The organism is Rothia sp. LK2588, from assembly GCF_040946465.1.
Lineage (GTDB): Bacteria > Actinomycetota > Actinomycetes > Actinomycetales > Micrococcaceae > Rothia.
Window position 1 is genome coordinate 127,321 of sequence record NZ_JAYWLS010000003.1, and the last position, 14,414, is coordinate 141,734.

Below are 14,414 nucleotides of genomic sequence, written 5' to 3' on the forward strand. Positions count from 1 at the left end.
GTTCGCCCCGCACAACTATTCCCGAAAATACCTTTGGCGCCACCCCAGTGTGGCGTCAACGGTATTTCTAGAGAACCTCAGACAGCGTTGCCGTCAGCTCGGTGGTCGCGAGTTTCTTCTGCGTGGCTCGCAGGCCCAAGTCGGAATAGGGCACCGTGAACTCCTGGTGCTTCGGCTGGAGCCGCCAGCTAGTGCTCGAATAGCGCTTGAGGTACGGGGAATAGGTGCGCATGAGAACCTTGCCGCCCCGGTTGTCGAAGTGCATGAGCCGCACGAACGACTGCCCACCCTCGGGCAGATCTTGATAGTCGAAGAGCACGTTGTGCACGGTGCGTTGCGAGCCGCCGTCGCTGAAGCGGTGAAGCGTGTGAAGGGCCCCGTGGTAGTGCCCGCCGATCACCATGCGCACATTGGGGTTCTTGGCGACCACCTGGTCGTGCAGCGCCGTGGCCGAACCGGGGTAGCTACCGTCGACGTCTAGGTAATTGTGCACGCAAATGATCGCGGTGCGTTCGGGGTGCGCCGCCAGCACCTGGTTCATCCACGCGAACTGGTCGGCGCCGGGCATCCAAGTCATGTACAGCATCAAGAAGTCGTGACCGCCGGCATTGATCAGGTCGTAGTGGCCGCGGTTGTTCTGGTGGCTACCGCCGTACCACGGACGCCCGGAAAAGCGGGACGAGCCGAACCAGTTGCTGTAGATCGGAAAGCCCTTGAAGTCGTACTGCCCGACGTCGTGGTTGCCGCCCAGTACACCGTAGGGCAACGCGGCGCGGTCGAGCAGGCGGTAGGCGGCGTCCGCCCGCTCCCACTGGATGGGTTGATCGTATTCATCGACGATATCCCCGGTGTGGAAGAGGTACTGCAGGTTCATGTCGCGGCGGCGACGCAACAGGTAATCGTGGATATCGAGTTGGCGCTGCGGGAATTGCTCGTTGTAATACTGCGTGTCGGTTTCCCAGGCGAGGGTGAAGTCGTAGGCCGAGCGGGGAGTATCCTCGGGGTGCTCGTAGGTCACGGCCGAGTCGCGGAACGACAGGTTGCCGCCGGCGTACCCCACCGAGTGTTGCACCACCACGCGGATCGCGTTGTTGATCAGGCGACCGGCGACGTCCACGGACGCCTCCAGGCGGGCCGAGCCGTCCGCAGCTACGTGGGTGCTCGCCACCTCGTCGTACCCAGAAATTCCCGCGTTCCAGACCAGCAGGCGCACTAACTGACCCGGGTTGGCGGTGCCGCGCCAGACGAGGCTCACGCATTGCCCGCTACGTACCGGCACGTCGAATTGTTCGAAGGGCAGGGCGTCCCAGGAGGTGACGGTGGCGTGCTCCGAAATTTCGTAGGACGAGCGCCACCCCTGGTTGGCGTCCCGCACCTTGCCGGCGCGGACGGTGAAGTCGCCGCCGGTCAGTGAGAGTGTGGTGGCTGCGTGGGAGGGAGCGGTTGCGCCGAGAGTGAGCCCCAGCCCGGCGGTGGCGGCCAGCGAACCGGTCAACACGGTGCGGCGGGGGACGAACGAGGTTTCGGTCTGGGAAGCGTTCACGGTGTCTCCTGTGAGTGATGAATATGCCCCTTCAGTAGTACTGGTGGGGTCTGAACGGAACGCTAATTCTGTGTGGCCTGCACCTGGCGCGGGTGGAAACTGTGTTCTCCTGGTCAGCGCGGGGTCCTGGGCGGGGGGTGACCGCGAAAGTTCCGTTCTGACCGCGAGATGTTGAACTCGAATCGTTCATGACCGCGAAAGTGTCGAAATGACCGCCACATGGCGGTCATTTCGACACTTTCACAGTCACGATCAAATCGGGGGGGGGGGTAGGGGGCCGAGCGTCTTAAGGCCCCCGGACGCCCCGGCGCCCGGAACGCCCGGACACCCGACGTCGTGCCGTAGCGGGCAATCGGCGCTGTGCCGCAGCGGGCGTCCTCACCGGTCCTCCCAGAAAATAAAAAAGAGACTCGCCGGGCGCCTTGCCGCAAAACTGTGAAACTCGCGTAGAGTGAAGCTCAGTGTTCAACGGTTGGTTGAGTAAGTTTTGAAGCAGTAACAGTTTGAATTTTTGCGGTTCCTCTCGGAAACGAACACTACCTCTTAGCGCTCGAGGTCTGAGCGCAGGTTTTCCAGGAGGAAACTTCTTATGGCAACTGGCACCGTTAAATGGTTCAACGCTGAAAAGGGCTACGGATTCATTCAGCCCAACGACGGATCGGCCGATCTGTTCGCACACTTCTCCGCCATCAACTCCAATGGCTTCCGTTCGCTCGATGAGGGCGACAAGGTTGAGTTCGAGTCGGAGCAGGGCCCCAAGGGTCCCCAGGCTACGAACATCAGCGTTCAGCGCTAATAACTTGAGCCGGGCAAACGCCCGGTGACAGCACAAGGGCCCGGCATCTTTCACGATGCCGGGCCCTTTCGCGTGCACCCGCAGTCTTCGCTAGTGCCGCAGGTCGTTCTGGGCCAAGTTTTGACCTAACCGGGAGTGCTTGTACCCGTAGAGGGCGTAGTAGACGAAGGCTACCGCGATCCAGAGCAAGCAGACCAGCAGGGTGATCGGGCGTAGGGTCACGATGATCACCACACAGCCGATGGCCGAGAGGATCGGCACCACCGGGTAGCCGGGAACGCGGAAGGAACGCGGGAGGTCGGGGTGGGTGCGGCGCAGGATCATCACGCCGATGGACACTACGAGGAACGCCAGCAGGGTTCCGATCGAGGTCATTTCGGCCAAGAAGTTGATGGGAACAACACCGGCGAGGATCGCAATCACCACGGTTACGATCCAGGTGTTGGCGACCGGGGTCTTCGACTTCGGGTCAACGCGGCGGAAGATCGGCGGTAGCAGACCGTCGGCAGACATCGAGTAGAGAATACGGGTCTGGCCGTAGAGCACCACCAGGGTCACCGAGATGATCGAGACGATCGCGCCCGCTGCTAGCACGGTGGAGAAGATGTTCGAACCAGTGACGTCGTTGAGGATCGCAGCGAGACCTGCCTCTTGGCCGTCAAACTTCGCGACGGGTTGGGCGGCGATGGCGACGGTGGCCACCAGCACGTAGAAAGCGGTGACGATCACCAAGGACAGGATGATGGCCAGCGGCATGTTGCGGCGGGGGTTCTTGGCTTCCGAGCCTGCGGTGGAGACCGCGTCCAGGCCCACGAAGGTAAAGAACACGACGCCGGCCGCCCCGAGGATGCCGCTCGCACCGGCGTCCCAGAACCCAGCGAAGTGGTCGGTGTTCCATCCCTGAATGCCGAGGATCACGAAGAAAGCCAGCACGATCAGCTTCATGGCGACCATGATCGCGTTGAGCGTGGTCGACTCGCGGGCACCGCGGGAGAGCAAGAGACCGCAGGCGAAGATGAGGACGACGGCGGGCAGGTTGATCATGCCGCCTTCCTCGGGTGCGTAGGAGAGCGCGTCGGGTAGCGCGAAGCCGAACAGCGTGTTGGTCAGCTCGTTAATGTACTGCGACCAGCCGACGGCCACCGCCGCCACCGAAACGCCGTATTCGAGCAGGAGGCAGGCACCGATGAGCACGGCCACACCCTCGCCGAGGGTTGCGTATGCATAGGAATACGACGAACCAGACACCGGGACGGCACCGGCCATCTCTGCGTAGCACAGCGCGGTCAGACCTGCGACGATGCCCGCGATGATGAACGAGACGATGGTAGCCGGGCCGGCCATGGGCACGGTTTCGGACAGGATGAAGAAGATACCGGTGCCGATGGTGGCACCGACGCCGAGGGAGGTCAGCTGTACGAGGCCGAGATTGCGGGCTAGGCCGGTTTTGCCGTGCGCGTCGTCGATGTCGTCGTAACCCCCGATGGGTTTGCGACTGAGGAGGCGCTCTTTAACGGTTGCCATAATGGGTGGCTCCTGGTGACGTGGATTCGCGGTGACCCCGCGGTGAGAATGGAATAATTATACATACATATGTAATTTATGCATCTTGTGTGATGTGCGACATGTGTGTATCCTAGACCACTTAAATGCTGATCGGAACCCATCAACTCTGGGTGTGGCGGCGGACATTGAGGGCGGCTACCCCTCGCGAGGTCACTTTCTGGTGAAAATTTTGAGAGATTTCTCAGGAAAAGTGCGACACATATCCAAATTCCGTTGTGTGACCGCTTACTATGTTCAATAAATGTCCCCCATACTGGGGAATGCATCCCCCATATCACTCACATTCGCACATTCCTGGAGAACACGATGTACCCCCGTTCGAAGAGGACCATCCTTACTACCGCTTCACTTTCTTCGGCCACGCTGGCCCTGCTTTTCTCTGGCATTGCCCCCGCTTCTGCCATTGAATACCCCGGCCCGTTGCCTGCTCCCGCCGCCTCTTCCGTGCCCGCGCCGACCCTGGCGTCCGCGGCGGCGACTAGCGATTACCCCACCCTGGAAACCGGTGTTCAGCTGCCCCCGGGTTACCTGGCCGGCACCGTGGTGACCGTCGAGCAGAACGTGCACCGCCAGACCTGGATCGATCAGCTCAAGCAGCTACGCTCCGACATGTGGGACGAAAACCCCGTCTTCAACACCGACGGCGCGACAGGCACCCAAACCCTGCAGGAATTCCTGGCTCAGCACGGCATCACCACCAAGGCCCAGTACCTCGACAACGTGCGCTGGGATGCCAACCTCGAGAAGCTCGCCCTGCAGCGCGCCGCCGAGATTCAGGTGTTCTACACCCACCAGCGTCCGACCGGGCACGGCCTAGACTCGACCGGGTACAACTTCTTTGAGAACATCGCCCTCGACTTCCGCGTCGATGAGCTGATCCAGGCCTGGGGTTACGACGAACTGCCGGCGCTCAAGCAGTCCGGTGGCGCGTTCGGCCCCGCTAACGGGCACCTGCACAACATGCTCAACCCCAGCGCCGACGGCTTCGCCATGGCTTTCTTGCCCGGCACCAATGGCACCCTGGACGCCGGCGTGTGGGTTGCCCCGCTGCGCTACTCGGGCAACAGTGTCGGCGAAAACCTCGACGGCACCTATCTTTCGAAGTTCACCCTTCCCGAGTCGCTGGTGGCCAAGTACACCATCTCCACCGCCGCCAGCCAGATCAACGTCGGTCAGACCACCGACGTGGTGATCAACCCGGCCACCGACCCCGCCTACCCGGGGCTGGGGCAGACCCAGCTGCGCGGCACCTGGTCGTCTTCTAACGACGCGATCGCCACCGTGGACGCCGACGGTCGGGTGACCGGCCTATCCGGCGGCACCGCGACCATCACCTTCACTTCCGACCAGGAGGCGGCGATGGTGGCGGCGGCCCCCGAGTCGTTCAGCGTGGACATCACCGTGGTGGGTGCGGCCGCGGAGCCGACCCCGGCCCCCGCTGACCCCACGCCGACCGAAACCGCGCCTGCTCCGGCTCCGGCGCCGAGCGACCCGGCACCGGCTCCCGCGCCGACTGATCCGGCACCCAGCGAGCCTGCTCCGTCTGCCCCCGCGCCCACCGAACCCGCACCTACTGAACCCGCCCCGAGCGACTCCGCACCGGCCCCCGCCCAGCCGAGCCAGCCCTCCACCGTGCTGCCCGCACCTGCGACCCCGGCCCCCGCTGACGCGGCACCCGCGCCGGCACAGCCGTCCGCACCGGCGCCGAACAACAGTGCCGATGCTGACTTTGAGTACAAGAACTGCGCGGCGGTCTGGGCGGCAGTTGGCGGCCCCATTCACGTCGGTGACTACGGGTACGGCCCCGGCCTGGACGCCGATCGTGACGGCACCGCCTGCGAACTTGCCCCCGGTTACGAGAACACCGGCAACGGGAGCACCGGTCAGGACTTCCACCTGGCTGATTCGGCCTACACCGGCGGTGGTTACTACGCCGGTGAAAGCTACTACGCTGACGACTCACAGGGTTACTCCGACCCCCAGTTCTACCCGGCAGATAGCTCGGCCGATGAGTCGTACTACGGCACCCTGGCCAACACCGGCTTCGGCGCAGTGCTCGCCTTCTCCGGCGGATTGTTCCTGCTCGCCGTAGGCACCGCAGCGGTGCTCGGCGCGCGTCGTTCGGGACGCTCCACCCGCTAAGGCTCTCGCCTCAGGCTCACGCTTCAGGCCGCGCCGCAAAAAAATTGCCTCGGCAACCCTATCTGGAGGGGTTGCCGAGGCTTCTTTAATGTGTCGATCGGGTAACGCTTAGGCCCGCTCGGAACCGAGGGCGGCGCTTGCGGGGTGCGACCCAGCCGCAGCGTTCTCCTCGGAGGCAAGTGCGGCGTCCAGCCCAGCGCCGGGGTTCGGCTTGGTGAGCAGCGAAACCACCACATAGGCCGCCAGCGCGCACCCCAGCCCGATGTAGATCGGCTGGTTTGCGGTCACGCCGAAGATCGCGATGCCCGCAACCACACCCGCCGCGCCGGCCACGATCGAGGCCAGGGCACCGGCACCGGTCGCACGCTTCCAGAGCAGGCCGCCCATCGTGGCCACCAGAAGCCCGCCGATCAGAATGTTGTAGGCGGTGCGCAGTGCGGTCACCGTGTCGGTCATGTACAGCGCCAGCACCGTGGCCAACGCACCGAGTACCACCAGGTACACGCGGTCGGCGGCCACTGAACCCTCGTTGCGTCCGGGGGCGGGCTTGCCGGTGAGCATCGGCACGATATCCACTCGCATGATGGTGGATGCCGCGATCAGCGTTCCCGAGGCAGTGGACATCATCGCGGCCACGCCGGCAGCCAACACCACTCCGCCCAAACCGGCAGGAAGGTAATTCTGCGCCATGGTGGCGAAAGCGTCGTCGGCCTTGGTCAAGTTGGGCTCCAGCACCCGTGCGCACATGCCGATCACCGCACCAGCCACGCCGTAGGCGGCCACGTAGATACCGGCGACGGTACCGCCCCAGCGAGCCACACGTGGGGTGGCTGCGGTGAACACGCGCTGCCAAATCACCTGACCCGAAAGTTGACCCAGGGTGTACAGCACGAACATGGTCAACAGGGAGGGGAAGCCGACGGAACCGGGCTGGAAGAACTCGGCATCCAGGCGCGAGGTCAGACCCGACCAGCCGCCGGCGTTCGCCAGCGAGACCGGCAACAGCAAGAAGAACATACCCACGGTCATGAAGGCGAACTGGAACATATCGGTCAGGGTGATAGCCCACATGCCACCGAGCATCGAGTAGAGAATCACCACGACCGCACCCAGCAGAATCGACCAGGTGCTGTTCAATCCGAAGAGCACGCGGAAGATCGAGGCGTAGGCGGTCGTGGAGGTCACTGCAATCATGATGGTGAAGGCCAGCATCACGATCGAAGAGACCCGGGTGGTCAGCTTCGAACCGTAGCGGGCAGACAGCACCTGCGAGACGGTGTAGAGCTTGAAGCGGGTGATGGTGGGCGCGAAGAAGAGGCTGAGCAGAATCACGCCCGCCGCAATAGAGACCACGAGCCACATGCCTGCAATGCCCTGTGTGTATCCCAGGGCCACGCCACCGATGGTGGACGCGCCTCCCAGTACCAGCGCCACCAGCGAGCCGGTATAGAGTACGGGGCCCAGGCGTCGGCCGGCGACGCGAAATTCTTCGTTGTTCTTGGATCGATTTCGGCCGATAAACCCGAAGATCACGAGCGCGAGAACGTAGATCGAAATGATGAGAACGTTCATTGTTCCTCACAGGTGGTTCTACTAAGACGCTTCATTCTTGCACATATTAAGAGACTATGACGCGCGCGAGTACGGCGGTTCTCCGCGCGGGAGTAGGGTTGGCGTAACCCCTGTTGTATTCCCCCTGGAAAGAACCACAATGTACCCCTCAAAATCATCTCTTTCTGTGATCTCTCTCGCATGCGTGGCGGCGCTCGCGCTGGGCGGCTGCTCGGCCGGTTCCGACACCTCCGCACAGGACGCCGGTGGCAAGTCCTCTGCCTCATCGCAGGCCTCTGGTTCGGCGAATTCTTCTAGTTCCGCGCAGTCCTCGGCGTCCGCGGGGCAGTCGGGGGCGGCGTCCTCGGAATCTCCCTCGGCCACCCCCAGCCCCTCGGCGGACACCTCGGCGAAGATCTTCGACGGCAAGCGCTACGTGGCGCTCTACGGTGCGCCGGGCAACCCTGCCCTGGGCGTGCTGGGGGAGCAGGGCCCCGCCGAATCGGTCACGCGCGTGAAGCAGCTCGTGGAGCAATACCAACCGCACTCTCAGGAGAAGGTGGTGCCCGCGTTTGAGGTGATCGCGACGACCGCCTCGAGCGTGCCCGGTGCGGACGGCGACTACTCGGACGAGGCGTCCGTGGAGAGCCTGAAGCCGCTGGTGGACGAAGCGGAGAAGAATGGCGTATATGTCGTGCTCGACATACAGCCTGGTCGTAGTGACTTTTTGAGCCAGATCAAGCGGTACGAGGAGCTGCTGAAGCGGCCGAACGTGGGCGTGGGTATCGACCCCGAATGGCGACTGTTGCCGTGGCAGGTGCACCTGGAACAGATCGGTTCGGTGACGGCTGAGGAGGTCAACCAGTCGCTGGCCTACCTGGCTGAGCTAACCGCGAAGAATGGGTTGCCGCAGAAGATGGTGGTCGTACACCAGTTCACGCAGTCGATGATCTCGAACCGGGAACTGCTGGATGTGTCGCACCCCGAGCTGGCGCTGACCCTGCATGCCGATGGGCACGGTACCCCCGGGTTGAAGAAGGACACCTACGCCTCGCTGTTGCAGGGGTTGTCTCCGCAGATTAAGCCCTCGTGGAAGAACTTCTACGACGAAGACACCCCGATGCTCACCCCCGCCGAAACCTACGCGCTGACCCCGAAGCCCTGGGTGGTCACGTACCAGTAGGCGCGCTCTTTTGGGTTGCGACCGCGACTCGCCCGGGTCTTCCGGTTTTGTACCCTGAAAATCACCCAGTATGTCAAAAAGTGCATACTGGGTGATTTTCGGGGTACAAACCCGCTCATGTCTGGTGTGTCACCGCGCCTGCACTGCGTAACACAATCTAATTGTGACTTGAATCACTGTAGAATGGGTAAACCTCATCAACACCCACCGAAGCTTCCCTGTGAGGCGTACCTACCGAATGAGTGATACCCATGAAGTCCCCATCCGTACCCATTCCATCACTTCTTCTTGGGCTGGCATCCCTGACCTTACTGGCTGTCTGTTTCCGCGTCACCATGCCGACTGCCGCGGGGCGCCTGACCACCGGAGACCTCCTGGTTTCCGGGGCCGGTCTGGCCGTCACGGTGTTGGCGGCCCTAGCCCTCGCACGTCGCGACGCTAAGATTGCCAGCCAGCGAACGATGCGCGTCCGGGCCTTGACTCTTATCCCGCGTGCTGTGGCCTACTTTGGGGCCGCTGCCGCCCTCTGCGCGCTGATCGCATGGTTCCTTGATGCCAACATCTTCCCGAACGAGATCACCAGGCCGGCCATTGCCTATTCTTCGGGTCTCAGCGCGCACGCATGGGAGGCTCATGGTCTTTATCACGGTATTGCCTGGGCGCAATTCATGGTCTTTTTCGCCGCGGTTTTGCCCGGTACCCTACGGTCGTTGAAGGTCCCTGACCTCTGGATCCTGCCGGGGTCTGCGACTCTCGGAGGGCTCTTCTGGGTGGAACAGGGTTTGGCCGTGGCTGTTCCCGCCGGCCTCTTCGCGTGTCTGCTTTCGCTGATCTGGTTGGTCGCACGGGGGCTCGGTGCGGTTCTGCTCAGTGCGGCATTCACCCTCAGTTGCTCGGCGACACTGCCCCTGCTCTCACCAGTCGGGCAGATCGAATTCACCGGGTGGCTCAACAGTGCGATGAACCTCAGTTTTGTTGTGACCGTGGCTGTGATCCTGGCAGGGTTGTTCGTTGCCATCCGCAACTCGACCCGTGGTGCGATCCAAGATGACGGCCCCTCCATTCATGAACAGCGGTGGCGGGCCTTCGTCCGGTCGCAGATCTTGGCTGGTCCTTAGGGAACCCCCGGACCGGGCTGGGACTCCCGGTTCTCTGTGCTTCCAGATCGCGAGTCGCCCGGGACTTCCGGTTCTGTACCCTGAAAATCACCCAGTATGTCAAAAAGTGCATACTGGGTGATTTTCTGGGTACAAACCCGCCCATGCCGAGCGTGTCACCGCGCCGGACGCCTCATCCCGGCCGCGTCCGTTCCAGACCCCGCCCGTCCCGCCGCGCCGCGCACCCCGCCCAGTCATGCTCTCCCGTCCCGCCCCGCCTTACCTCCCCTCACCGTTCACCCAGGGTTTACCGCGCGGTCACGCCCGCGGGCGTCCCCGTTCAGCTCGGTCTCCTAACGTGGGCACCTTGAGGTGAGGCCGACGCGCCGAACCCCGCGTCCGGGTGGGTGCCGCTCCGCGGAGGGCCCCGCCAGCACCGAAGGCAACACAGGAGCCCACATGACCCGCCGAATCTTCGCCCATCGCGGCCTCAGCGCGATCGCACCCGAAAACACCCTCGCCGCCATCGGTGCCGGGGCGGACCACGGGGTGCGCTGGTTCGAAACCGACGTCGACGTGATCGGCGACGGCACCGCGGTCGTGCTGCACGACCCCACCCTCGACCGCACTACCAACCGCACCGGCCCCGCCACCGCGCTCACCGCCGCAGACCTCCCAGACGTGGACGCCGGCGGCTGGTTCTCGCCCGAATTCGCCGGTCAGCCGCTGCCCACCCTGGGTCAGCTGGTCGATCTGATGAACGAGAAGAAGCTCGACGGCAATATCGAACTCAAGCCGCACGCCCCGTCGAAGGAGGGCGTGCTGAAGCTGGTGGAGGCTGCGATCGCCGAACTCGAGCGGCTCGATGCCGAGCGTCGGGTGGTCATCAGCTCCTTCCATCACCTGGCCCTGGCGGAGTTTAAGCGCCGCGCCCCGCAGTATGAGGTCGCCCCGCTGATGTGGGCGCAGGGGCTGGAGGTCAGCTGGCAGTCACAGCTTGAAATGCTCGACTCCACCACCATCCACCCGCACCACCTGGCGCTCACTCCCGAGTTGGTGGCGCAGATGAAGGATGCCGGGATCACCATCAACACCTGGACGGTCAACGACCGCGCCCGCACCAACCAGCTCTTCAACTGGGGCGTGGACGGCGTGATCACCGACCTGGCCCACGAGTTCGTGCACCTGGAGCGCTAGGTTCTGAGCGCCCGGGGGGCGGGTGGCCAGCCCGTAACCCCGCGACCCGACCCGTAGCCCGCACTGGCTCGGGCCGCGCCTGCCCCGGCTTGCGGCGTCCGACCCGCGTCCCCGCATTGACGCGCCGCCGAGCCGACCGCCCGCCCCGCCCCGCCGTGACGACCCACTACCGGGGCTTCTCCGGCCCAGCCATACCCCCGCCACACCCCAAACTAATCAGTTTTATTGATAAGTTTTCCTGATGGGTGTAGCCTGGCGCCATGAGCAAAACATCCACACGTGTACTGGCCGAGCGCGTCCGCGAGTTCGCGTGGCGCCTGAACCGACGAGCCTCCGCCGCCTCCGCGGGAGTGGGTCCCTTCACCGCCTCGCAAGAGCTGATCGCCGTGCGCATCTTCCAGCGTCCGGGGCTGACCGGCGCCGAACTGGCCCGCCTGCTTCTGCTCACCCCGCAGTCCATCAACGCCACCGTGGCCACCCTGATCGAGGGCGGCTGGGTGACCGTGGAACGCAGCGAAACCGATGGACGCCGCCGCGAACTTCACCTCACCGCGGCGGGTTGCCAGGCCGTTGAGCAGATCCGCTCCGCCCGTTCCGCGTGGCTCAGTGAACTACTCGACGAGCGCCTCAGTGCCTGCCAGCGCGCAGACGTCAAACGAGCGCTCGACCACCTCGACCAGATTTTCTAAACCTCTCAGAGAAGGAGTTTCCCATGGCTATCACCGCCATCGATCAGAACGTTGCACTCATCGCCGTAGACATGCAGCAGGGTATCCTGGGATTCGCCCCCGAATCCGAGGCGCAGCGGATCATTCAGAACACCACCCGCATCGCCGACGAGCTACATCGCCGCGGTCTACCCGTGGTCTGGGTTCGTGCGCTGGGCATGCCCGAGGGTCGCAAACAGATCAACCCGCCGGTCGGCGAGCCCGATGAGAACTTCGCCGCCCCCGCCGAGGGCCTTCCCATCGACGAGTCCCTCGACCTCGAGGTCTTCAAGAAGGCGCTCTCCGGTTTCACCCAGCCCGCCCTGCACGAGTTCCTGCAGAAGCACAACGTCACCCAGGTGCTCATCACCGGACTGGCCGCCGGCGTGGGTGTGGAATCCACCGCACGCTCGGCCTTCGACCACGGGTACAACGTGGTCGTGGTGTCCGACGGCCTGACCGACCCCGACCCCGAGCGTATGGCCAACTCGTTGCAGCGCACCATGCCCGCCTTCTCCGAGATCGGCACCACCGAGGACGTCCTGGCCCAGCTGAACGAAGCCCGCTAAGGTGACTGCCACGAACCACATCACCCCGGCCGCTTCGTCGACCCACAGTAACCGTTCCCCGCTGACCCCGGGCTTCACCTTCGCGGTGTTGCTGGGGGTCACCCTCAACCCGCTCAACACCTCGGTGATCGCCACCGCGCTGGTAGGTATCGGGCGAGACTTTGGCGTGAACACCGCCGAGCTGGCTCTGCTGATCTCGGTGCTCTATGTGGTCAGTGCCGTGGCTCAACCGCTGATGGGCCGCATCGCCACCCGCTATGGCGCCCGGACTGTCTATCTGGTCGGATTGGTGCTCGCCGGCTTGGGTGGGGTGATCGGTTGGGGTGCGCCGTCCTTCGGGTTTCTCATCGCAGCACGCCTGGTGCTGGGCCTGGGCACCGCCGCCGCGTACCCCACGGCGATGATGATGATTCGGCAGATCACCGAACGACATCGGCAGCCCGTACCGGCCCAGCTGCTCTCATTGGTGGCGGCCTCTGGGCACGTCATGGCCGCCGTGGGCCTGCCCGTGGGTGGCCTGCTGGTCTCGATCTTCGGATGGCGTTCGGTCTTCGCCATGAACGTGCCGCTGGCGCTGATCTCCCTGGTGGCGGTGCTGGCCTTTGCTCGCGTGCCCGGCGCCAACGACCGCGTTGACGACGGCACCGGTTGGCGTACCTTCGACCCGGTGGGAGTGTTACTCTTTGCTCTCTGCATCACCGCCACCATGATCACCCTGCGCGATTTCACCCACCTCAACGTCTGGGCGGCCGCCGTCATGGTGCTCACCGCCGGTGCGCTGTGGGTGTGGTCGCATCGGGCCGCCGCGCCCCTGCTGGACGTCCGCAAACTCGGTTCCAACGGCGCGTTACTGCGCACGTACCTCCGGCTGGTCTTCACCTTCGCGGTGCTCTACGCGATGCTCTACGGCGTGAGCCAGTGGCTCGAACAGGCCCGCGGGTTCGACCCCTCAACGGTTGGCTTCTTGATGATCCCGATGTCTGCACTGAGCGCTTTGGCTTCGATGGCGGTTGGGCGCGGCGCTCGGGTGCGTTCGCTACTGGTGGCCTCGTCGGTGCTGATGGTGGCAGCCGCCGCCGGTCTCGTGGCGGCCGCCCTCTGGCACAGCGTGTGGATCGCGGTCGCGGCCGTGAGTGCCGCCGGCATCGCGATGGGCATGAACAACGTGGGTAACCAGGCCATGCTGTACCTGGCCAGTCCCGCCGCCGACATGGGCGTGAACAGCGGCTTCTACCGCACCTTCTCGTATGTGGGCGGGTTCGTGGCCACGGGCCTGCTGGGCACCGTGTTTCTGGACGCCGCCACGGACGCCCGCATGGGCGTGCTCGCCGCCGTCTTGGGCGGGCTGGGTGTGGCTCTCGTGGCGCTGGTGGCCCTCGACCGGAAGATCCCGGCGCGGGCTAACTAACTCTCCGGGGTGCTCAACCGCTCGGTGCGAAAGCCCGGTTCCGGGTTGCAGGTGACCTTGTACTTGGTGTCTGAGAGCTTGGTGATCTTGCGGACGTAATTCTGGGTCTCGCCAAACGGCGGAACGTCCTTGTACTTCTCGACCGCACCGGGGCCGGCGTTGTAACCGGCCAGCGTCAACTGCATCAACCGGGTTTCGTCACCGTGAGCCAGCGGCTTGAGGCGATTCTTGAGGTAGGCCAGGTAGCGGCCCTGGGCGGCGATGGAGTCGTGCGGGTCGTTGATGTCACCGCCGTTGCCCCAGCGATCCCAGGTGTCGGGGGTGAACTGGGCCAAACCCTGCGCCCCGGCATGCGACGACACCCCGCTGCGCCAGTGCGACTCGGTCTCCAACTGCGCGGCGAGCACACCGGGGCGGAACCCCGCCTCGTCCGCGGCTGAACGCAGAGAGTCGCGCACTTCCACGGGGGCGTACCCCAGGTCGGTCATTCCGCAGTAGCTGTCGTGGGTGGCGGCCAGACCCGCCACGCCGGTTCCCAGCAGGACGCCCGCGGCCAGCACCTGCCAGTGCGCCAGCGCCCCGGCGGTCAGCTTTTGTACGCCGGAGTACTTGGGTCGAGGGGACTCTGCAGGATGTTGCTCTTTCATCGTCACTA

12 protein-coding genes are annotated in these 14,414 nt (G+C 64.3%); 8 read left to right on the forward strand and 4 right to left on the reverse strand.

The annotated features are described in order from the left end of the window. Positions 1-67 precede the first annotated feature (67 nt). On the reverse strand, positions 68-1,543 hold the full coding sequence (locus VVR12_RS07675; protein WP_368550607.1) for a metallophosphoesterase: 1,476 nt from the start codon (positions 1,541-1,543) through the stop codon (positions 68-70). Between the two features lie 589 nt (positions 1,544-2,132). Here VVR12_RS07675 and VVR12_RS07680 point away from each other — a divergent pair. Further along, positions 2,133-2,339 carry a cold-shock protein gene (locus VVR12_RS07680; protein ID WP_368550608.1) on the forward strand — a complete coding sequence of 69 codons (207 nt, stop codon included), beginning with the start codon at positions 2,133-2,135 and terminating at the stop codon, positions 2,337-2,339. Between the two features lie 90 nt (positions 2,340-2,429). Here VVR12_RS07680 and VVR12_RS07685 read toward each other — a convergent pair whose 3' ends face one another. Next, positions 2,430-3,863: an APC family permease gene (locus VVR12_RS07685; RefSeq protein ID WP_368550609.1), complete on the reverse strand. Its 1,434-nt coding sequence runs from the start codon at positions 3,861-3,863 to the stop codon at positions 2,430-2,432. Positions 3,864-4,211: 348 nt separating this feature from the next. Between VVR12_RS07685 and VVR12_RS07690 the strand changes: the two genes are divergently transcribed. Beyond that, positions 4,212-6,047: an excalibur calcium-binding domain-containing protein gene (locus VVR12_RS07690; protein WP_368550610.1), complete on the forward strand. Its 1,836-nt coding sequence runs from the start codon at positions 4,212-4,214 to the stop codon at positions 6,045-6,047. A gap of 108 nt (positions 6,048-6,155) precedes the next feature. Here the strand turns inward: VVR12_RS07690 and VVR12_RS07695 are convergent, their stop codons facing one another. Continuing rightward, positions 6,156-7,619, reverse strand: a complete 1,464-nt coding sequence (locus VVR12_RS07695) for a sodium:solute symporter (protein ID WP_368550611.1) — start codon at positions 7,617-7,619, stop codon at positions 6,156-6,158. Between the two features lie 139 nt (positions 7,620-7,758). On the opposite strand from VVR12_RS07695, the gene VVR12_RS07700 reads away from it, so the two are divergent. The 6 genes from VVR12_RS07700 (at position 7,759) to VVR12_RS07725 (ending at position 13,759) form a co-directional block, all read left to right on the forward strand. Continuing rightward, positions 7,759-8,781, forward strand: coding sequence for a hypothetical protein (locus VVR12_RS07700; RefSeq protein ID WP_368550612.1), 1,023 nt, complete (start codon positions 7,759-7,761; stop codon positions 8,779-8,781). Between the two features lie 251 nt (positions 8,782-9,032). Further along, positions 9,033-9,899 carry a hypothetical protein gene (locus tag VVR12_RS07705; RefSeq protein ID WP_368550613.1) on the forward strand — a complete coding sequence of 289 codons (867 nt, stop codon included), beginning with the start codon at positions 9,033-9,035 and terminating at the stop codon, positions 9,897-9,899. A gap of 438 nt (positions 9,900-10,337) precedes the next feature. Further along, positions 10,338-11,075, forward strand: coding sequence for a glycerophosphodiester phosphodiesterase family protein (locus tag VVR12_RS07710; RefSeq protein WP_368550614.1), 738 nt, complete (start codon positions 10,338-10,340; stop codon positions 11,073-11,075). A gap of 260 nt (positions 11,076-11,335) precedes the next feature. After that, the gene (locus VVR12_RS07715) at positions 11,336-11,764 is read left to right on the forward strand and encodes a MarR family winged helix-turn-helix transcriptional regulator (protein ID WP_368550615.1); all 429 of its coding nucleotides are present in this window, start codon (positions 11,336-11,338) and stop codon (positions 11,762-11,764) included. A 23-nt stretch (positions 11,765-11,787) separates the two neighbouring features. Continuing rightward, a complete protein-coding gene (locus VVR12_RS07720; protein ID WP_368550616.1) occupies positions 11,788-12,351 on the forward strand; it encodes a cysteine hydrolase family protein in 564 nt (187 codons plus the stop codon). 1 nt (position 12,352) lies between these two features. Next, positions 12,353-13,759 carry an MFS transporter gene (locus VVR12_RS07725; protein WP_368550617.1) on the forward strand — a complete coding sequence of 469 codons (1,407 nt, stop codon included), beginning with the start codon at positions 12,353-12,355 and terminating at the stop codon, positions 13,757-13,759. On the opposite strand, the gene VVR12_RS07730 is transcribed toward VVR12_RS07725, so the two are convergent. Continuing rightward, complete coding sequence (locus tag VVR12_RS07730) at positions 13,756-14,406, reverse strand: lytic transglycosylase domain-containing protein (RefSeq protein WP_368550618.1); 651 nt, start codon at positions 14,404-14,406, stop codon at positions 13,756-13,758. The genes VVR12_RS07725 and VVR12_RS07730 overlap by 4 nt on opposite strands. Positions 14,407-14,414 lie beyond the last annotated feature (8 nt).

Bases quoted from the DNA above. Each gene is read 5' to 3' on its own strand.
- VVR12_RS07685 (WP_368550609.1), bottom strand. From the start codon at position 3,863: ATGGCAACCGTTAAAGAGCGCCTCCTCAGTCGCAAACCCATCGGGGGT.
- VVR12_RS07715 (WP_368550615.1), top strand. From the start codon at position 11,336: ATGAGCAAAACATCCACACGTGTACTGGCCGAGCGCGTCCGCGAGTTC.
- VVR12_RS07680 (WP_368550608.1), top strand. From the start codon at position 2,133: ATGGCAACTGGCACCGTTAAATGGTTCAACGCTGAAAAGGGCTACGGA.
- VVR12_RS07705 (WP_368550613.1), top strand. From the start codon at position 9,033: ATGAAGTCCCCATCCGTACCCATTCCATCACTTCTTCTTGGGCTGGCA.
- VVR12_RS07690 (WP_368550610.1), top strand. From the start codon at position 4,212: ATGTACCCCCGTTCGAAGAGGACCATCCTTACTACCGCTTCACTTTCT.
- VVR12_RS07710 (WP_368550614.1), top strand. From the start codon at position 10,338: ATGACCCGCCGAATCTTCGCCCATCGCGGCCTCAGCGCGATCGCACCC.
- VVR12_RS07730 (WP_368550618.1), bottom strand. From the start codon at position 14,406: ATGAAAGAGCAACATCCTGCAGAGTCCCCTCGACCCAAGTACTCCGGC.
- VVR12_RS07695 (WP_368550611.1), bottom strand. From the start codon at position 7,619: ATGAACGTTCTCATCATTTCGATCTACGTTCTCGCGCTCGTGATCTTC.
- VVR12_RS07700 (WP_368550612.1), top strand. From the start codon at position 7,759: ATGTACCCCTCAAAATCATCTCTTTCTGTGATCTCTCTCGCATGCGTG.
- VVR12_RS07720 (WP_368550616.1), top strand. From the start codon at position 11,788: ATGGCTATCACCGCCATCGATCAGAACGTTGCACTCATCGCCGTAGAC.